At 73.3% G+C, this 19,438-nt stretch carries 14 protein-coding genes; 10 read left to right on the forward strand and 4 right to left on the reverse strand.

The window, feature by feature from the left end; translation table 11 throughout:
• The first annotated feature begins 32 nt into the window (after nt 1-32).
• Both ACZ60J_RS14935 and ACZ60J_RS14940 read left to right on the forward strand, forming a co-directional pair.
• A complete protein-coding gene (locus tag ACZ60J_RS14935; protein WP_469681999.1) occupies nt 33-638 on the forward strand; it encodes a winged helix-turn-helix domain-containing protein in 606 nt (201 codons plus the stop codon).
• Nucleotides 639-771: 133 nt separating this feature from the next.
• Nucleotides 772-2,556, forward strand: a complete 1,785-nt coding sequence (locus ACZ60J_RS14940) for a serine/threonine-protein kinase (RefSeq protein ID WP_469682001.1) — start codon at nt 772-774, stop codon at nt 2,554-2,556.
• An 80-nt stretch (nt 2,557-2,636) separates the two neighbouring features.
• Here ACZ60J_RS14940 and ACZ60J_RS14945 read toward each other — a convergent pair whose 3' ends face one another.
• The gene (locus ACZ60J_RS14945) at nt 2,637-4,127 is read right to left on the reverse strand and encodes a PepSY-associated TM helix domain-containing protein (RefSeq protein ID WP_469682003.1); all 1,491 of its coding nucleotides are present in this window, start codon (nt 4,125-4,127) and stop codon (nt 2,637-2,639) included.
• 85 nt (nt 4,128-4,212) lie between these two features.
• A complete protein-coding gene (locus tag ACZ60J_RS14950) occupies nt 4,213-5,049 on the reverse strand; it encodes a hypothetical protein (protein WP_469682005.1) in 837 nt (278 codons plus the stop codon).
• Between the two features lie 66 nt (nt 5,050-5,115).
• Here ACZ60J_RS14950 and ACZ60J_RS14955 point away from each other — a divergent pair, with 66 nt between their 5' ends.
• The 3 genes from ACZ60J_RS14955 (at nt 5,116) to ACZ60J_RS14965 (ending at nt 8,655) form a co-directional block, all read left to right on the forward strand.
• Nucleotides 5,116-5,781 (forward strand): rhomboid-like protein, encoded by a 666-nt coding sequence (locus ACZ60J_RS14955; protein ID WP_469682007.1) that lies wholly within the window; start codon nt 5,116-5,118, stop codon nt 5,779-5,781.
• 33 nt (nt 5,782-5,814) lie between these two features.
• Complete coding sequence (locus ACZ60J_RS14960) at nt 5,815-6,630, forward strand: tyrosine-protein phosphatase (RefSeq protein ID WP_469682009.1); 816 nt, start codon at nt 5,815-5,817, stop codon at nt 6,628-6,630.
• Nucleotides 6,631-6,726: 96 nt separating this feature from the next.
• Entirely contained in the window at nt 6,727-8,655 is a 1,929-nt protein-coding gene (locus tag ACZ60J_RS14965; RefSeq protein ID WP_469682011.1) for a hypothetical protein, read from the forward strand.
• Between the two features lie 162 nt (nt 8,656-8,817).
• Here ACZ60J_RS14965 and ACZ60J_RS14970 read toward each other — a convergent pair whose 3' ends face one another.
• On the reverse strand, nt 8,818-9,423 hold the full coding sequence (locus tag ACZ60J_RS14970) for a peptidase inhibitor family I36 protein (RefSeq protein ID WP_469682013.1): 606 nt from the start codon (nt 9,421-9,423) through the stop codon (nt 8,818-8,820).
• A gap of 403 nt (nt 9,424-9,826) precedes the next feature.
• On the opposite strand from ACZ60J_RS14970, the gene ACZ60J_RS14975 reads away from it, so the two are divergent.
• The 5 genes from ACZ60J_RS14975 to ACZ60J_RS14995 all read left to right on the forward strand — a co-directional run bounded on the left by ACZ60J_RS14975 (nt 9,827) and on the right by ACZ60J_RS14995 (nt 14,030).
• The gene (locus ACZ60J_RS14975) at nt 9,827-10,570 is read left to right on the forward strand and encodes a helix-turn-helix transcriptional regulator (protein ID WP_469682015.1); all 744 of its coding nucleotides are present in this window, start codon (nt 9,827-9,829) and stop codon (nt 10,568-10,570) included.
• A 117-nt stretch (nt 10,571-10,687) separates the two neighbouring features.
• Nucleotides 10,688-11,590: a metal-dependent hydrolase gene (locus ACZ60J_RS14980; protein ID WP_469682017.1), complete on the forward strand. Its 903-nt coding sequence runs from the start codon at nt 10,688-10,690 to the stop codon at nt 11,588-11,590.
• On the forward strand, nt 11,587-12,636 hold the full coding sequence (locus tag ACZ60J_RS14985; RefSeq protein WP_469682019.1) for a PDR/VanB family oxidoreductase: 1,050 nt from the start codon (nt 11,587-11,589) through the stop codon (nt 12,634-12,636). The genes ACZ60J_RS14980 and ACZ60J_RS14985 overlap by 4 nt, the downstream gene beginning before the upstream one ends.
• Nucleotides 12,637-12,671: 35 nt before the next feature.
• Nucleotides 12,672-13,445 (forward strand): TetR/AcrR family transcriptional regulator, encoded by a 774-nt coding sequence (locus tag ACZ60J_RS14990; protein ID WP_469682021.1) that lies wholly within the window; start codon nt 12,672-12,674, stop codon nt 13,443-13,445.
• Between the two features lie 39 nt (nt 13,446-13,484).
• Nucleotides 13,485-14,030: a GNAT family N-acetyltransferase gene (locus ACZ60J_RS14995; RefSeq protein ID WP_469682023.1), complete on the forward strand. Its 546-nt coding sequence runs from the start codon at nt 13,485-13,487 to the stop codon at nt 14,028-14,030.
• A 15-nt stretch (nt 14,031-14,045) separates the two neighbouring features.
• Here ACZ60J_RS14995 and pulA read toward each other — a convergent pair whose 3' ends face one another.
• Nucleotides 14,046-19,427 carry a pullulanase-type alpha-1,6-glucosidase gene (pulA, locus tag ACZ60J_RS15000; protein WP_469682025.1) on the reverse strand — a complete coding sequence of 1,794 codons (5,382 nt, stop codon included), beginning with the start codon at nt 19,425-19,427 and terminating at the stop codon, nt 14,046-14,048.
• Nucleotides 19,428-19,438: the final 11 nt, after the last annotated feature.

Below are 19,438 nucleotides of genomic sequence, written 5' to 3' on the forward strand. Positions count from 1 at the left end.
CCGACCACTCCGCGTGAAAGAGCTGACCACTCATGGCGAACACCCGTTCCTTCGCTTCTGCCGCCTCCGCCGCGACCTCGTCCCTGGCCTACCCGAGCTTCCCGCCCAGTCCGCGCCACCGCCTGCGCGCCGTGGACCGCGACGAGGTGGCTCGCGTCGTGGACTTCCTGCCGCCGGGCGCCACGTGGCTGCCCGCCCCCGCGCACACCCTGCCCGCCCTCCCCGGCCAGCCGCCGATGGTCGGGTACCTGGTGCTCGTACCGGCCGACCAGCAGCCGCCGATCGCCTTCTCCCCCCAGGCCGTTCCCGCCGCCCCGGCCCCCGGCCCGGCGGCCGGCCCCGCGGCCCACGCCGGTGACGCCCTGGTCCGCATCGACCCCGGGCAGCGCACCGCGGAGGTGGACGGCGAGGTCCTGGACCTGACGTACCTGGAGTTCGAGCTGCTTGCCCACCTGGTCGCACACCCGCACCGGGTGCACAGCCGCGACCAGCTGGTGACCACCGTCTGGGGCTACGGCCACGTCGGCGACGGCCGCACCGTCGACGTCCACGTCGCGCGGCTGCGCCGCAAGCTGGGCGCCGCCCACCGCGGGGCGATCCAGACCGTACGCCGGGTGGGGTACAAGTACGCCCCCTGACCGGACCGGCGCCCGGGCCCGTGCCCACGAGGGGGAGCACGGGCCCGGCGGGCCCAACTCAGGCCGCCCCAAAGGGGACTTCCTCGCACATCCGTGCTGATCAGGCCCGGTCCCTGACGTAGGCTCTTCCGTCGTGACCATCGGAACCGGCAGCGTACTTGCCCCACTTGAGCCCCAGGACCCCCGCGAGACCGCCGGCTACCGGCTGATCGCCCGGATCGGCGAGGGAGGCATGGGCACCGTCTACCTCTCGCACACGCGCGGCGGGCAGCCCGTCGCACTGAAGCTGATCCGCCGCGAGTTCGGGCAGGACCGGGACTTCCGGAGCCGGTTCGAGCAGGAGGTCCGGGCCGCACGCCGGGTGCAGGGCTACCACCTCGTACCGGTCCTCGACCACGACACCACGGGCGCCTCGCCCTGGCTCGCCTCGGTGTTCGTACCGGGAATCTCGCTGCACGACGCCCTGAGCGCCCACGGTCCGCTCCCGCTGAGCACCGTGTTCCAGCTGATCGGCTGCACGGCGCGGGCCCTCGGCTCCATCCACGCCGCGGGAGTCGTGCACCGGGACCTGAAGCCCGCCAACCTCCTGCTCGGAGCGGCCGGACCGTACGTCATCGACTTCGGGATCGCCCGGGCCGCCGACAGCACGCAGCTCACCCGCACCGGCGGGGTCATCGGCACGCCGCAGTACATGTCCCCCGAACACGCACTGGGCGCCGAGGTCACCACCGCGAGCGACCTGTTCGCGGTCGGCCTCATCGCCGCGGTGGCCGCCACCGGGCGGCATCCCTACGGGGAGGGCGGGGCCACGGCCCTCGGCGTGCGCATCGCCAACACCGACCGGACGCCCCCGGACCTGAGCGGCTACCCGACCGAGCTGAAGCCGCTGCTGGAGCGCTGCCTGACGGCGGATCCGGCGGAGCGGATCGGTACGGACGAGCTCGCCGCGATGTGCGAACTGTTCGCCGGGCGGCCGCTGAACGACTTCGACGAGTGGCTCCCGGAGCCGATCGGGCTGGAGATCGCCCGCCGGGTACGGGCCGCGGAGAATCCGCCGGTGCCGACCGTGGCCGACTCGGGCCCCGGTGCGGGTGGCGCTGCTCCCGGCGTCCACTCCGCGGACACCGCGTACGCACCGCCCCGGCCCGCCGGGCCGCCGCAGCCGGGCCGTCCGACGCCCTCGCCGAAGCCTTCGCCGAAGCCCGCACCGCCGACCGCGGCTCCGGCCGCCGCCCCCGCTCCGGGCCCCAAGCGGTTCCGCGGCGGGCTCGTCGCCGCCTCGCTCGTCCTGGCCGTCGTCGCGGGGGCCGGCGCCGCGGTCTGGCTGATGGACGAGGACGACTCCAAGAACGACGCGAAGACACCCGCCGTCCGGCAGGAGACCCCGGCCGCGCCCGCCGCCGGGGCTCCGGACCCCGCCTCCACCGCTCCCTCCGCCCCCTCCTCGCCGAAGGCCTCGTCCTCCGCCCCCGCCGCGCCGAAGGCCGCGTACACGGCGGTCTTCCAGGACAAGCCCCTGACCCTGCGCGGGCCCTACATGAGCACCGGGACCCACGTCGACCTGGACGCTCCGCAGATCACCCCCAAGGGGAAGATCGGCAAGACCGAAGGCATGGAACTCACCTACCAAGCCTGGGGCGACGACAGCCTGACCTTCCTGACAGCCATGGGCAAGAGCCCCGGCACCACCCCGGAGGAGTGCCAGGACGCCGTCGCCACCAACCCGCTGGCCTCCACGCTGCCCGCTTCCGTACTGGAGAAGGGCAAGGAGCTCACGAAGGGCACCGTGCTGTGCACAGTGACCAGCGAAGGGAACCTGGCGATGCTGCGCATCACCGAGGTCGTGCCCGACACCGACAACCCCCTCCGCCCCATGCCCGACTACGTCACTTTGCTCACGCTCTGGAAGAAGGGCTGAGCAGGAGCAGGCAGGGCTGACCGGAAACCGGTCGGGCCGGGCCCCCGGTGGGGGACCCGGCCCGGTCGGCAACTGCGGGACTACGCCTTCGCGGCACGCCTCGACGCCGCGAAGCCCAGCACCAGGTCACCCGCGAGGAACACCAGCAGGCTGATGCCCAGCATCGGTACGAACCAGCCCACGACGGCCGTCGCCGCGGCCAGCGGCAGCAGCACCGTCACCGGCAGCTTCCGCCAGGCCCCGCGCGGCTGGGGGCGGCCGACCGAGAGCGTGCGCTCCTTGGTCGGGCGGCGCAGCCACCACATGCGGTAGCCCCAGACGACCATGAACATCACCAGGACCGCCAGCACGGCCAGGGCCAGCTGGTTGGCGAGCCCGAAGGTCAGGCCCATGTGCAGGTCGATGCCGAAGCGGGTCAGCTGGGCGAGCAGCGGGTGGTCGGCGAAGCGGAGTTCGTCCATGACCCGGCCGTCGGCGGGGTCCACGGCGACCGCGTCCAGGTGCACCGGCACCTGCTTGTCCTGCTCCTTGATCACGTAGCCCTTGCCCTGGGCGGGCAGGGTGATCCGCAGCGACTCGGTGACCCCGGCGGACCGGGCGGCCGCCACCGCTCCGTCGATGCCGATGGTGTCGACCGGGGCGGGCACGGCCGCAGCCTGGTCGCCGGCGGCCGCGCCGTGCCCGGCGTGCTCGCCGCCGGCGTCGGCGGCCGGGGCGCCGGGGAGCTTGGCGGCCACGGCCGGGGTGCCCCCGCCGAGGCCGTCCTTGAGTTCCCCGATGTTCTCGCCGGCGTACCGCGACCAGGTCAGGCCGGTGGCGGAGAGGCCCACGAGTCCGAGCACGATCCAGACGCCGACGGAGCCGTGCCAGGACAGGGTCTTGCGGCGGCCGGTCGCCGTACGGTCGGGCACCACGAGAGCGGCCTTGCGGGCACGCTTGCGGCCGATCCACAGCGCGAGTCCGCCGAGCGCGACCACCCACAGCCAGCTCGCGGCGAGTTCGCTGTAGTTCCGCCCGAACTCCCCGAGCTGCAGGCTGGAGTGGAACTCGCTCAGCCAGGCCCGCAGCGGCAGCGCGTCGCCGACGGTGGTGAGCTTCCCGCGGACCTCGGCCGTATACGGATCGACGAACACGGTGAGCGTCTCGCCCTCGGCGAGTTCCGGGCTCTCCATGATCACCCGGGTGGTGGCGTCCGCCTCCGGGGCGGGCCACACCCCGGTGACCTCGCCCTGGGGGGCGGCGTTCTTGGCCGCGGCCACCTGGGCGCCCAGCGGCTGCGCGCTCGCGCCGACTCGGTCGACCGTCAGCTCGTCGGCGTACAGGATCTTCTCGGCCTGCCAGGAGCCGGCGTAGAGCAGGCCGGTGGTGGCGGCGACGAGCAGCAGCGGGGCTATGAGCACCCCGGCGTAGAAGTGCAGGCGCAGGAGCAGCGGCCGCAGGGCGGCCCAGGTGCCGGGCGTGCGGGGCGGCGCGTGTTCGGCCGCGGGGGTTGCGGGTGCGGGGCTTTCGGGCGCGGGGCTTTCGGGCGCGTCGGGGTCCGTTGCGCGGACCACGGCCTCGTCGAGAGACATGGGTGTCCTAGGTGTTGGCGAAGACAGGGGTGAGCGGCCCCGGGTCTCGCCCCCTCACCCGCGGCGGGGAGGGCGCGCCGTTCGGTCAGGCGCGGGCAGGACGGCCGGGGGCCGTGATACGGATCCGTCCGCGCGCGGGCGGCCCGCGCCGCTCTGCGGTGTGGGCGTGCACGGCCCCGCGCAGGGTGCGCGGCCGCGGGTACCGGGCGGGCCGGAACACCGGCGCCGGCGGTACGGGGACGCCGCGCGCGCGGAGCAGGGCGAGGACCCGGGAGAGCGGCCGGGCGGCGAGCAGCGCCCCGGCGGCGAGGACGGCGGTGAGCCGGAAGACGGCGGCCTCGCCCCAGGCCAGCCAGAGCGCGCAGAACAGCCCGGCGAGGACGTGCGCGGCGATCATGCCGAGCCCGTCGTGGGCGTGGCCGGCGGCCATGTCACCCATGCCCGCCATGGCGGTCATGCCGTCCATGGCACTCATGCCGTCCAGGGCGCCCGCGCCGTCCATGCCGGCCATACCGTGCGTGCCGTCCATGGCCGGCATGCCGTGGGTGCCGGACATGCCGTGCGTGCCGGTCACTGCGTGCGCACCGTGCGCGGCCGCGCCCTCCGTGCCTGTGCCAGCACCCATGTCCATGCCGTCGCCCCCGTCCGCCCCGGCCCGGTGCCCGCCGCCGGCCGAGGCCGAGAAGACGAGGTGCAGGGCCGCCTGTACGGCGAGCAGCGCCGCCGAGATGGCGAGGGGTCCGCGGCGGCGCCCGGCGGTGAGCCAGGCGAGTCCGCCGGTCAGCCCGAATGCGGACAGAAGGGCCAGTACGGGAAGGTCCGTACCGGACATGTACGAATGCCCCGTCGCACCCAGTGCGACGGCCACCGCCGCGAAGAGTGCGGCCCGCAGGGCGCGCATCGGCGCGGGGCTGTGTGGCATGACCAGCGCATAGTGCCATGGCCCCCCGCCTGGCCGTACGGCACCCCTGTGGCCGATCATGGACCGATGAGCCCCCTGTCCTTGACGGTCCCGCTGAGCGCGGTGTACACGGGCACGGTCCAGCTCGGGGCGTACGCCCTGGAGCGGCTGGATCCGGTGGCGCGGGAGCGGCTGCTGCGCCGGTTCTCCACCCACGCCGACAACCTGGACGCCGGCCGCTGGGAGACCTTGCCGGCCAGCGCCTTCCTCGTCGAGGAGCCGATGCCGTTGCCGTACGCGCTCCTGCTGGTGGCCGTCCTCGGGTACGCCGAGTACGCCTACGGGGCCTGGTGGACGGCGGCAGCCTTCCTGTTCGGGCACGTCACGGCCACCCTGCTGGTCTACGGGGTGCTCCGCCGGACGGCCGGCCCCGGGACCCGGCGGGCCGTGGACGTGGGCACCAGCTACGGGTTCAACACCGTGCTCGGGGCGCTGACCGCGGCCCTTCCGCGCGGACCGGTGCGCACCACCGCCCGGGCCGGCCTGCTGGCGCTCGCCGTCCGGCCGGTGCTGCGGCGGGAGCGGACCTTCACCGACGCCGGGCACCTGGTGGCCCTGGGGCTCGGCCTCGGGGTCTCGCTGGCGGCCGATTACCTTTCCGGAGCGAAATCTCCGAAAATCATACGGATGACACGCGTCACCCAGCGCGCTTCATTCCGAGCCATCCAGTTCTCTGATCATTCGATTCTCTGATCATGTTTCTCTGATCACGTTGGAGCCGCCACGATGACCGTCACCACCGCCAAGACCGTCGCCAACCTCCGGGACCTCGGCGGCACCCCGCTCGCCGGGGGCCGCAGCGTCCGCCCGGGTCTGGTGCTGCGCTCCGGCCAGCTCGACCGGCTCGACCTCGACGTCGACCGGGCGGTGGCCGAGCTGGGCATCGGCACCGTCATCGACTTCCGTACCGGCGTGGAGCGCGGCCAGCACCCCGACCGGGTGCCGGCCGGCGCCCGGCTCCTCATAGCCGACGCCCTGGCCGACAAGATGGCGGCCGACGCCGGCGGCGACGGCGGCCCGGGGAAGATTCCCGCGGCCCAGCTCAAGGACATCCTGTCCGACCCGGTGGTGGCGGAGGAGCACCTGGGCGGCGGCAAGGTGCAGGCCCTGTTCACCAGCCTCTACCGCTCCCTGGTCAGCTCCGCCTCCGCGCAGTCCGCGTACCGGCTGCTCCTCACCGAGCTCGCCGACCCGCAGTCGGGGCCGCTGCTCTTCCACTGCACGGCGGGCAAGGACCGTACGGGCTGGGGCGCGACCGTCATCCTGTCGCTGCTCGGCGCCGACGACGAGACGCTGATGAGCGAGTACCTGTCGGTCAACCCGGCGGTGCGGATCGCCTTCGCCCCGATGATCGAGGGCTTCACGGCGGCCGGCGGAGACCCGGACATCGCGCTGGCGCTGATCGGCGTCTTCCCCTCCTACCTGGAGGCCGGGCTGGACGAGGTGAACACGCGCTACGGCTCGATGGAGAAGTACGTGCGCGAGGGACTCGGCGTCCCCGACGAGACGGTCGAGGCCCTGCGCACCCGCCTGACCGTCTGATCGTCCGGGCCCGCCGGGCGGGCGGGCGGCCGGTCCGGTCCGAACATGCGCGCTGGGACCCGGTGACCATCCGACCATTCGCTCGTTCTGCTGAACGTGACTGCGCCGGATACCGCCACCCGCCCCCTCTCCCCCGACGTCGAGCAGGCCGAGGCCGCCATCGTCGAGCACTATCCCCGGCTGGTGCGACTGGCCTACCTGGTGCTGCCGCCCGCGCTCGGCCGCAACCGCCGGGTCCTCACCGCCCACTCGCTGGCCCAGCGCGCCCTGCCGCGCGGCCGGCGGGACGGGTCGGCCGCCGCGCAGGCCGCCGTGCAGGGCGGGGTGCCGGGGCAGCGGGGCGGGGCGGGTCCCGAGTCGGGGTACGCGTACGTACGGCTGCGCGTGCTGCGCTCCGCCCTGGAGGCAGGGATCCCGCTGACGTTCCGCGCGCTGCCCCGGCGGGCCCAACTGCCGCCGCTGCTCCCCCAGGTGTGGGGGCTGCGGCTGTTCCCGCGCTCGGGCGGGGCCGAGGAGCTGGCGCTCGACCAGTGGCTGGCCACCCTCGACGGGCCCGGCCGGGCGGCGTGCGTCCTGCGGGCGCTGGAGCGGCTGTCCGAGCCGGAGGTGCTGCGGGTGCTGACCGAGGCGGGGGTGGTCAATCCGGCCGCCGCCGTCGCGGAGTCCGGGGACCCGTCGACCGACGAGCTGTTCGCCTCCCCCGAGTTCGACCCCTGCGTGCTCCAGGCCCGGCCCACCGACCTGCTGCGCCGCCGCCGGCTCGTGCGGGCCGGGATCGCCGCCGGGATCGCCCTCGCCGCGTGCGGGGTACTGCTCTCCCTGCCCGGCGGCGGGTGGGGGGCCGACGGGGCCGCGGCCCCGCTCTACGCGAAGAACGCCGCCGCGGAGCAGGCGCTGGACCCCGGGCAGCTGCTCCGGGTCGCGCCCACGGTCTGGCGCACGGCCTCCCGTACCGACTACTCCGGCTGGCCCGCGCGCGGCGACCGCGTCGACGATGCCGCGCTGCTGCGGCGGGCGCTGGCCGTCTGGGCCCGGCCGGGCCGCTCGGTCGTGGTCTCGGCCACCCCCGGCACCCCGTCGGGGCCGCCGATGGGACCCCCGCAGCTGCTGTTCGCCGGGACCGTGGACCAGGCCGTCGTGGTCCTGCTGTACGACGGCCTGCGCGTGGTGCGGTACGCCGAACCGCGCTCCGGCACCGAGATCGCCGCCCTCGACTTCGCCCGGACCGACGGCGCCTCGGCGGACACGGCGGCGGCCCTGGTGCTCAGCCGGGTCGACGGCAACGTCCGCTATCTGACGGCCCCCTGGGTGACGGCCGCGACGCAGCGGGACCTGCTGAAGCCGGGGGACGCCCCGACGGGACTGGAGCTGACGCCGGAGGGGATCACTCCGCCGGTGCCGAGCCCCGCCCCGGAGGGCACCTGTACGAGCTGGAACGCCTTGGCGGTGACCGGTGACGGCGCGACCCGGCTGATCACCGACCTGGGCGAGCTGACCCCGGCCCGGCTGACCTCGGGAGCACCGGGCGCCGAGCGGAACGTGACGGAGGGCGCGGAGCTGGGCGACTGGTCGCGGATCGCCTGCCTGCTGCCTTCGGTGCGCTCGCACGGGGTGCGCACGGTCAACGCGTGGACGTACGCGAAGCAGCCGCTGCCCGAGGGCGACGGCACGGCGACCTGGCTGTGCACCCGGGCGGAGACCTGGCAGGGCACGGCGGACCGGGTGCAGGCCCAGTTCCTGGCCCCGGGCGCGCCGCTGGCGGCGCAGGCGGCGAAGGCGGAGGGTACGCCGGCGTGCGGGCCGCGGGAACCGCGGGTGCTGGCCGGGGTGCTGTGGAAGTCCAAGGCCGGGCAGTGGTACGTACTGGCGGCGGGCAGCGCGCAGTTCGCCTCGCTGACCGTGGGCGGCGGCCAGGTGAGCGGGGTCGCGGTGGGCAACCGGCTGGCGGTGAAGGCCCCGGCGGGGGCGCAGGTGGAACTGACGGGCAAGCTCACGGACGGTTCGAAGGCGGGCGTGCTGCGCTGACGTCCGGCTCCGGCGGGCGGGCCGGGGCCCCGATGGATGCCCCCCGGCACCCATCGGGGCCGTGCACCGCCAGGGCCGCGGCTCAGCGGACGGTCCTGGCGGCGCACCGGTCGGCCCGGCCCGGGTCAGGCCCGGGTCAGGCGCAGTTCAGGCCCGGGCGGATCAGCAGGGGCTGAGCCAATAGACCCAGCCCCAGGGCGCCTGTCCGTCCTCGCTGTAGCCGCCCGGGGAGATCCACCCGATGGTCTTGTCGCTCCGGTAGAACTTGGCGCGGAGCGCGGCACGCTGGTTGTTGATCCAGGAACCGGTCCCGGCCCACGGGATCGAGTTGAGCGTGTTGCAGGTGAAGAAGCTCTTCTTGTCGCCCTGGAACCACGTGTTCTGGAAGGCGCAGACGTAGGTGTAGGCGCAGTACTCGGACGCGGCCGCGCCCGATGTGATCTTGGGGGCGCCCACCTCCCGGGCGTACGTCTCCCCCGGCAGGGTCAGCAGGATCTCCGCCCCCTTGTCCAGAGTGATCTTGTTGACGGCGACCTGCTTCCCCTTCTCCTTGCCGAGGTAGGAGTCGACGCGCTTCTGGAGGCTCTTGGCCTGGGCGGCGTCGAGGCCCGCGGTGCGCGCCTGGGCGGCGAACTCGGAGCGGACGGTGTCCGGAGCCGAGGCGGCGCCGGCCACGCCGGGTGCGGCGAACAGGGTGAGCGCCGTCATCGCCAGGGCCACGGCGGCCTTCGCGGGTGCGGCCGACAGGAAGGTGCTACGCGGTGCCATGAGACCTTTCCCCTCTGAATCGGTGATTTCTCTGCGCATTCCACAGCCCGACCGATTCCGGATCCACACGGATTCCGGCATTCAGTCGGTCCGGTCGTGCTGGGGAAATCCTGGGGTGTTCCGCCGGCCCGGTCTTGTAGATGTGCGACACGAAAAGGAACGGTCAAGTCCGGTTCAAAGGATGGCTGACAGGGGACTTTCGACACACCCGCAACCCAGGCACCATGCGTCACCGAAGATCATCCGAAGGAGGACACTCGTGCCTACAGCTCCAGCCTCGGCTTCCAGCCACGCATTCCTTCCGGGAAACGGCCTGAAAGGGCTTGTGTGCGGATATTCGAGCTACGCCTACAAGGCCGGCACGCACCGCGGACGCATTCTGCTGCCCAATACCGTGGCCACCGTGAATTTCGGATTCGGCGCACCCGTGCGCACCCGCGGGATGGCCGGGGAGCGCATCTACAGCGAGAGCCCCTCCCGGGTGGACCTCCCGGCGACGGTGGCGGTGCGCGCCGACCACGAGGGCGACGTGCGCGGGGTGGTCGTCCGGATGCGGCCCATGGGCGCCTACCGGCTCTTCGGCGTCCCGATGTCGGAGTGGCACCGGACCGACCTCGACCCCTCGGACCTGCTGCCGCGCGGACTGCGCCACCTGCCGCGCATGCTGGAGGAGGCCGACGCGCAGCGGCGCGCCGCGATCCTCGACGCGGAGCTGCCCCGGCTGATGGCGGGGCACCGGGGCGCGCAGGCCGTGCGGATCGCCCCGGAGATCATGCTGGCGTGGCACGAACTGCACCGCACCCAGGGGCGGATCCGGATCGGACGGCTCGCGGCCCAGCTGCTCTGGAGCCGGCGCCATCTGGAGCGGCGCTTCCGCGAGCAGATCGGGCACCCGCCGGGCGCCATCGCCCGGGTGCTGCGGCTGACGCACGCCTTCCGGCTCCAGTCGCGGGGCGTACCGCTGGCGAAGGTGGCGGTGCTCGCGGGCTTCCACGACCAGGCGCACTTCAGCCACGCCGTGAAGGACGCCACCGGACTGACCCCGGGGCGGCTCCCGCTCGGAGGAGCCGGCTCCATCAACTGGCAGGCGGAGCCCACCCCGGCGGCGGGGGCAGGGGCGGGCACGGAGGCCGGGGGCGGCGCATAGGGGTGGGCGGTGCGGCGCACAGGGGTGGGCGGTGCGGCGCACAGGGGTGGGCGGTGTGGTGCCAGAAGTCCCCGCAGAGGGGTTTCCCTCCCCTCTACCCATCAGTACATTGACGCCATGTCTAATACGCCGCCCGCGTCGCCCGCCCCCGTGGCGTCGGAGCACATAGATCTGAAGGCCCGGAACGTGTCCTTCTCCTGGGAGGACACCCCGCTCCACTGGCTGCCCGGCGATCCCTTCGCCAACCACACCATCAACGTGCTCCACCTGCTGCTCCCGGCGGGCGAGCGCTGGTTCGTGCACGTCTACAAGCAGGTGCTCCCGTACATCACGGACGAGCAACTGCGCGAGGACGTCGTCGGGTTCATCGGCCAGGAGGCGATGCACGCGAGCGCGCACGACGACGTGCTCCCCCACCTCAAGCGGCTGGGCCTGGATCCGACGCCCTACACGGCGCAGATCGACTGGCTCTTCGAGAAGCTGCTCGGCGACCGGACGCTGCCGCCGGGCGCCCCCCGCAAGTGGTGGCTGATGGAGCGCGTGGCGATGATCGCCGCGATCGAGCACTACACGGCCTTCCTCGGCAACTGGGTGCTCAACGCCGACGAACTGGACCGGCGCGGCGCCGACCCGATGATGCTGGACCTGCTGCGCTGGCACGGCGCGGAGGAGGTCGAGCACCGGTCGGTGGCCTTCGACCTGTTCATGCACCTCGACGGCGGCTACCGCCGCCGGGCGCGCACCTGGGCCACGGCCTTCACGGCGCTGGTCTTCCTGTGGCAGCGCGGATCGCGCTACTTCATGGAGCACGACACCTCGCTCCCGCCCGGGTCCAGGGCCTCGGTGGGCCAGTTCTACCGCTCGGGCCGCAAGGGGACCCTGCCGTCCACGGGCGCGATGCTGAAGTCGATCCCGACGTACCTCTCGCGCACCTACCACCCGTCGCAGGAGGGCTCCACGGCGCAGGCCGTCGCCTATCTGGCCTCCTCCCCCGGCGCGAACGGCGGTTTCCGCGGATGAAGCGTGCCCTCACGGTGACGGCGCTCGCGGGCGCCGCCTGGCTGGCGAAGCGGGCGATCGGCCGGCGCATCGACTCCGGATCGCCCCTGTGGCCCCTGCCCGCGCTGGAGAATCCGGTGTCGGGGTACTCGCCGCGCCGCTGGATCCCGGCCCTGATCGTCGCCCGTACGGAGCCTGCGGACGGGGTGCTGTCCCTGACCCTGGAATCGGCGGAGTTCCCGGAGTGGACCCCGGGCGCGCATCTGGACGTGCAGCTGCCCTCGGGGCTGGTCCGCCAGTACTCCCTGTGCGGCGATCCCGCAGACCGGGGCCGCTACACGATCGCGGTCCGGCTCGTACCGGACGGCCGCGGCGGCTCGCGCGAGGCGCACGCCCAGCTGGTGGAGGGTGCGGAGCTCCCCGTCCGCCCGCCCCGCAACCGCTTCCCCCTCGTCCCGGCCCCGTCCTACGCCTTCGTCGCGGGCGGGATCGGCATCACCCCGGTCCTGCCGATGCTCCGCGCGGCGACGGCGGCGGGCGCGGACTGGACGCTGCTCTACGGGGGCCGCTCGCGGGCCTCGATGCCCTTCCTGGCCGAACTGGAGCGGTACGGGGACCGGGTCACGGTTGTCCCCGAGGACGAGGCGGGCCTCCCCGACCTGAGCGCGCTCGGCACGCTCGGACCGGACGCGCTGGTGTACTGCTGCGGCCCGGCCCCGCTGATGGCGGCGGTCGGGGCGGCCGCCGCGGAGGGCACCCCGGTCCACTTGGAGCGCTTCGCCCCGACGGCAGCGGGCGGGGACGCGAAGCCCTTCACGGTGGAACTCCACCGCTCGGGGCGGGTCGTGGAGGTGGCGGCGACGGAGTCCGCCCTGACCGCCGTCCGCCGGGAGCTCCCGGACACCCCGTACTCCTGCGAGCAGGGCTTCTGCGGCACCTGCCAACACCGGGTCCTGTCGGGGGACATCGACCACCGCGACACCCTCCTCACGGACGGCGAACGCGAGGACTCCATGCTCCTGTGCGTGTCCCGGGCGGCCTCGGACCGCCTGGTCCTGGACCTGTAAGGGGCCGCTGCGGGGGTGCGCAGTAGGGTGTCCGCATGACAACCGGGGTGCGGCGCAGGATGGGTGTCGAGGAGCGGCGGCAGCAGCTGATCGGGGTGGCGCTGGAGCTGTTCAGCCACCGGTCGCCCGACGATGTGTCCATCGACGAGATCGCGGCGGCCGCGGGGATATCGCGGCCGCTGGTCTACCACTACTTTCCCGGCAAGCTCAGCCTCTACGAGGCTGCGCTGCGGCGGGCTGCCGACGAGCTCGCGCTGCGCTTCGAGGAGCCCCAGGAGGGGCCGCTCGGGGCCCGGTTGCTCCGGGTCATGGGGCGGTTCTTCGCCTTCGTCGACGACCACGGGCCCGGGTTCTCGGCGCTGATGCGGGGCGGTCCGGCGGTCGGCAGCAGCCGGGCCAACGCGATGATCGACGAGGTCCGCCAGGCGGCGTACGAGCAGATCCTCGCGCACCTGGGCGTCGGGCAGGAGGCTCCGCCCGCCCGGCTGGAACTCGTGGTGCGCTCCTGGGTGTCGCTGGCCGAGTCGACGGCGCTGATCTGGCTGGACGGCCGGCGGATCCCGCGCGCCGAGCTGGAACTGCAGCTCGTGCACGATTTCGCGGCGCTGGCCGCGGTGAGCGCCGCCTACGACGCGGAGATGGCGGGGATCCTCGTACGGATCCTCGCGGACGAGCCGGCCGACGGGCCGTTCGGGGAACTGGTGGGGCGGCTGGCGGCCCTCGTCCCCCACGGATCCGGCACCACGGGATCCGGCACCACGGGATCCGGCCCCTCGGCGTCCGGCCCCTCGCTGCCCGCTCCGCGTTGATCAGCTGCTCTTGATCGAATAGCGCGCAATAATGCCCGCGTGATCATTGACGACGGGATCGTGTTCCGGCAGGCCGAGGAGAAGGACGCCGACACGCTGGTGGCGCTGTACGACCAGGCCGCCCGCTGGATGGCCGCGCACGGGATCGAGCAGTGGAAGCCCGGGGACAAGGACCCCGCGCACTTCCGGGCGATCATGCGCGGCGGCGAGGTGTGGCTCGCCTCCGACGGCGACGGGCACACCGTCGGGGCCTACGAGCTGTGGTGGTCCGACGAGGAGGCCTGGGGCATCCAGCCGCCCGTGGCCGGCTACGTGCACCGGCTCATGGTCGAACGCGAAGCCGCGCCCGCCGGGACCGGCCGGCGGCTGCTCGAACACTCCGAGCGGCGCATCGCCAGGACCGGCCGCGAACGGGCGCGGCTGGACTGCGTCTCCACCAACCCCCGGCTGCTCGCGTACTACCAGTCCGCGGGCTACCGGGTGGTCGGGGAGTTTCCCAACAAAGAGGGCAAGGACGGGCGGGTGTACGGGGTGATCCTGCTGGAGAAGCGGCTCGATCAGCTCACGCTGGTCGACCCCGCCTGACCCGCCCCTCCCCCGTCACCCCCGCTTGAAGACGGCGGCGGTGCGGGCCGGGACGGCGAACTCTCCCTTCGTCGGGTCGTACGCCGCCTGCCGGACCACCGGGTCCGCGCCCGAGGCCTGGACCGGGTGCAGGGCGTAGGCCGTGCCCGCGAGGGCCGGGACCCGCTGGGTCTGGGCGGTGGGGGTGGCGTTGAAGACCACGACCAGGTCGCCCAGGGTCATCGTGATCACGCCCGGGGTCTCCTCGGCCCCCGAGAGGGGGAAGGCCAGCTCCGCCTGGACGGCCTCGGCGGTGGTGAGGGCGAAGGCGGGTTCCGTCGTACGGATCTTCAGCAGGTCCCGGTACGCGGACGAGGCGCCGCCGATCTCCGCGCAGCCGGGTGCGGGCGCTGCCAGCAGGGGCTTCGCATAGGTCCACTTCGGGCGGTTGTCGGCCGCCGGGGGCAGGCCGCGGCCGAAGCCGTTGCCGTCCTTGCAGTCCCAGTGGACGGCGTTGAACCAGTCGCCGCTGTCGTAGGAGTTGCGGTCCAGGGACTTCGAGCGGAGCAGGTCGGTGCCCGCCTGGGAGAGGGCCGGGCCCTGGGAGAGGGCGGCGACGGACATCGCCAGGACCTGGGCGCGGGACCGGTCGGCCGTGGAGGTGCCTTCGGGGAGCTTGAACGCGAGGGCGTCGAAGAGCGTCTCGTTGTCGTGGGCGTCGACGTAGGCGAGGGCGTCGCCGGGGGCCGCCGCGTATCCGGCGGGGGCTCCGTTGTAGTCCACCTGGGCGCCCTTGACCGCGCGGCCGGTGGAGTCCGTGAAGGCGTACGCGGCCAGGTTGCCGGTCAGCCCGACCTTGATCAGGTCCTGGTCGTGCAGGAGCCGGGCGCGCTGCTCCTGCGGGGTCCCGTTCGCCGGGGAGGCGTTGGGGGCGGTGAACAGGCCGGAGGCGAAGCCCTGGACGCGGGGGTCCTCGTCGAAGGGGCCGCCGCCGCGGACCGCGTCGCGGGCCCGGTCGGAGAAGGTGGCGATGCCGGTGCCGGCCATGTTCTGCTGCGTGGCCTGCACGAAGCGGGCGTCGTTCGCGACCTCGCCGAAGTTCCAGCCCTCCCCGTAGAGGACGATCTTCTTGCCGTCGACCCCGTCCTTGGCGACGGTCAGCGCGTCGAGGGCGGCGCGCACGGCCAGGATGTTGGCCTTCGGGTGGTGGCCCATGAGGTCGAAGCGGAAGCCGTCGACCTTGTACTGCTTGGCCCAGGTGACCACCGAGTCCACGACGAGGCGGCCCATCATGGCGTTCTCGGGTGCGGTGTTGGCGCAGCAGGTGGAGGTGGCGACGGAGCCGTCGGCCAGCAGCCGCTGGTAGTAGCCGGGGACGATGCGGTCGAGGACCGACTTGTCGGACTGGCCGGCGGCCACGGTGTGGTTGTAGACCACGTCCATGACGGTGCGCAGGCCCGCGCCGTTCAGGGACTGCACCATGCGGCGGAACTCCACCGTGCGGGCCGTGCCGTTGGGGTCACTGGCGTACGAGCCCTCGGGGACGGTGTAGTGCAGCGGGTCGTAGCCCCAGTTGTACGCGTCCTTCGCGGCCGCCGCGGCCACGCAGGCCTGCTGCTCCTCGGAGTCGGGGGCGTAGACCTTCAGGTCGCAGGCGGGCTCGGTGCGGTCCGCGGGCTTCTCGGGGATGGTGCCGATGTCGAAGGCGGGCAGGAGGTGGACGTACGAGGTGCCGGCGGCGGCCAGTTCGCGCAGGTGGCGCATGCCCGCCGAGGCGGTGTCGGTGAAGGCCAGGTACTGCCCGGGGTGGGTGCTGGTGGTGTCGGCGACGGAGAAGTCGCGGATGTGCAGTTCCTGGATCTGCGCGGAGGTGAAGGGGACGGGCGCGGGCTTCTTCAGCTCGCGCCAGCCGGCCGGGGCCAGCTTGGGGTCGGCGAGGTCCACGGCCAGGCTGTAGGCGGAGTCCGTGGTCAGGGCGGTGGAGTACGGGTCGGTGACCAGGTTGCGGACCACCTGGCCGGTGCTGGGAGCCCAGACGGTGACGGCGTAGCGGTAGCGCTTGCCGGTCCAGTCGCGCTCGCCGCGCACCGACCAGACGCCGGTGCTGTCGTCGCGGCGCATCGGGACGGTGCGGCCGCCGTCGAGTTCGAGGGCGACGTGCTGGGCGGTCGGGGCCCACACCGAGAGGGTGGGGCGGCCGTCCTTGAAGACGGGGCCGAGGGCGGACTTCTGCGCGCCGGTCGCGTAGAGGTCGTCGAGGACCCCGGCGAGCTGGACCCCGGTGGCGGCGAGGACGGCGCCGTTGGCGGCGCGGGCACTGGCGACGAGCTGGCCGCGCAGGGCTTCGCGGACGCGGTCCCGGTCGCGCGGGTCGACCGTGTAGGCGGCGTACGCGGCCAGGTGCGGGTACTTCTGCTTCTGGGCAGCGGTCAGCTCGGTCTTCGCCAGGCGCAGCCACTGGGCCCGGCCGGTCAGGGTGCCGTTCTCGGCCTTGACGGCGCCTTCGCGGGAGGCGAGGAGCTGGAGGGAGGCGGCGGCGGGCGGGGCGTTCCAGGCTACGGTGTCGCGGTCGATCCAGACGGCCTGGGCCTTGGTGAGGTCCAGGGCGGCGGCCGACCCGGCGGGCTGCGGCAGGAGGTACTTCTCCTTGCCGCCCAGCATCCACACCTCGTGCCCGTTGGTCTGCAGGTCGAGGGACTGGTCGGAGGGGAGGTCCTTGGCGTCGCCGTTGTGGAGGATGTAGCTGAGGCTGGCGGCTCCGGCGGCGAGGGGGACCTCGTAGACGGCGCCGTAGGAGTCGGTGCGGGTGGGGAGGATCGGCTTGGACCAGTCGGTGGGGGTGGCCGCGCCGGTCCAGACGTGCAGGCCCCAGCCGTCGTAGGCGCCGTCGGGGCGCTGGTAGTGCAGGACGGCCTTGGCGGTGTCCTGCGGCGGGTAGGCGGGGCGCTCTGTGCGGGCGGGCTCCTTGCCCTGTTCGAGCCAGATCTCGCCGGTCTTCGTCACGTCGATGGTGCGGTCGGCGGCGACGTCCTTGGTGCCGTTCTTGTCGATGACGAGGTAACTGACGCTGCTCGCACCGGGCTTGAGCCTGACGTACGCGAAGGCGCCGTAGGCGTCGCGGCCGGTGAACTCGTGGCCGGCGGGCCAGGGCGTGGCCTCGCCTTCGGCGAGGTCGCCCCAGGCGTAGAGCCGCCAGTCGGTGTAGTCGCCGTCGGGGCGGTTGTAGTGGACGACCGCGTAGTCGCGCTGGGTGGCGGTGGGGACCTCGGCGGGCGGGGTCTCGCCGGTGACGGACGCTGCGAGGGCGCTCGCGGTGCGGCCGGCGGAGTCGACGACGACGGCCTTGTAGCGCAGCGGGGTGCCGGCCGCGGTGGCCGGGTCGATGAACTGGGTGACCTTGTACGGGGCGTGGTCGGCGGAGCCGAGGACCTGCCACGTGCCGGTGCCGGTCTGCGCGGCGAAGACGACCCGGGCGAGGGGGTCGCCGGAGACCTCGGCGGAGAGCTCGACGGTGCCGGTGGCGCCGGGGGCCGGGGCCTTGAGGGTGAGGGCGGGCTTGGTGGTGGGCTTGGCGGCGGGGGTGGTGGCCCGGAGGACCACGGTGCCGAGAGCGGGGAGGGTGACGGTCAGCTTGCCGGCGGCGGAGGCGCGGATCAGCGTGGCCGTGCCGCCGTAGAGGGCTGCGTACTGGACGCCGGCCGGGGCGTCGAGGTCGATGGTGCGGGGCGCGGTGGCGTTGTTGGCCGCGACCAGGTACTCGGTGCGGGTGCGGCTGTCGGTGCGGGCGAAGGCGTAGGCCGAACCGTCGGAGAAGCGCTCGCTCTGGACGCCGTCGCGCAGGGCCGGGTGGTCCTTGGTCAGCTTCGCGAGAGCACTGATCTGCTTGTAGAGCGGGTGCCCCGGATCGTAAGCATCGCTCGCGTGCGTGCGCGCCGTCCCGAGCTGGTCGTCGTCCAGGTAGTCGGCCGCCTTGGAGGCGAAGAGGGGCTGGCGGGCGTCCTTGTCCCCGCCCGCGCCGGTGAAGCCCTGCTCGTCGCCGGAGTAGATCACCGGGTTGCCCCGGGAGAGGAACATCAGCTCGTTGGCCAGCCGGTACCGGTCCAGCAGCTCCTGCTCACCGGCCCCGGGACGGTCCTGCTTCAGGAAGGTCCCGAAGCGGCCCATGTCGTGGTTGCCGAGGAAGGTGACCTGCTCGTAGGCGTTCGCCTTGTCGGTGGTGTAGCGGTAGTCGTCCGCGAAGACGGAGGCCAGCCTCCCGGCCTCCGCGCCCTGGGCGGCGTACGAGCGGATCGCCTCCTGGAGCGGGAAGTCAAGGGTGGCGTCCAGGCGGCCCTGCGTCACGTACGGGGAGGTGATCGCGGTGTCGGCGGAGTAGACCTCGCCGAACATGAAGAAGTCCTTGCGGCCCTTGCGGGCGGCGTACGCGTCGAGGGCGGTGGCCCACTGCGTCCAGAACCCCTTGTTGACGTGTTTGACGGTGTCGATCCGGAAGCCGTCGACGTCGTACTCCTCGACCCACTTCTCGTAGATCTTCTCCATCCCCTCCACGACCTCGGGACGCTCGGTCCACAGGTCGTCGAGGCCGAAGAAGTCGCCCTGGTCGGAGGATTCGCCGGCGAAGGTGGAGTCGCCCCGGTTGTGGTACATCGTCGGGTCGTTGAGCCAGGCCGGGACCTTCAGGTTCTTCTTCGCGGCCGGGACGAAGGGGGTGCGGGGGAACGAGTCGGCGTCGGTCTTCGGGAACCTCCCCTCCCCCGCCGCGTAGTCGGAGTCCTCGAACGGCTCCCCGTCCTTGGTCAGGTACGGGAAGGCGCCCTTCGACAGGTACCCGTAGGACGCCTCCCGGTAGTCGACGACGTCGGCGGTGTGGTTGGTGATGACGTCGAAGAAGACCTTCATCCCCTTCGCGTGCGCCTTGTCGATCAGCCGCTCCAGATCGGCGTTGGTCCCGAAGTGCGGGTCGACCTGGGTGAAGTCGGTGATCCAGTACCCGTGGTACCCGGCCGAGACGTCCTTGCCCGTCCCCTGCACCGGCTGGTTCTTGAAGATCGGCGCCATCCAGATGGCCGTGGTGCCGAGCCCCTTGATGTAGTCCAGCCGGTCGGTGATCCCCTTGAGGTCCCCGCCCTGGTAGAAGCCCTTGTCCGTCGGGTCCAGTCCGGTCTCCAGGCGGGAACCGGTCAGCCCGCCCCGGTCGTTGCGCGGGTCGCCGTTCGCGAACCGGTCCGGGAGCACGAAGTAGAACTGCTCCCGGGTCAGGTCGTGCCGGGCGGCCTCGGCCGCCAGCCTGGCGTCCGAGGGCGGGGCCGGTGGCCCCTTGGCGGCGGTCGCCGCGGCGGCGGGCAGGGCGGGCAGGAGCGTCACGGCCAGGGTGGCGGCGAGCACTCTTGCGGCGCCGGCGAGGGCGGGGCGTATCAAGGCGGATCTCC

Source organism: Streptomyces sp. NPDC104226 (assembly GCF_055584085.1).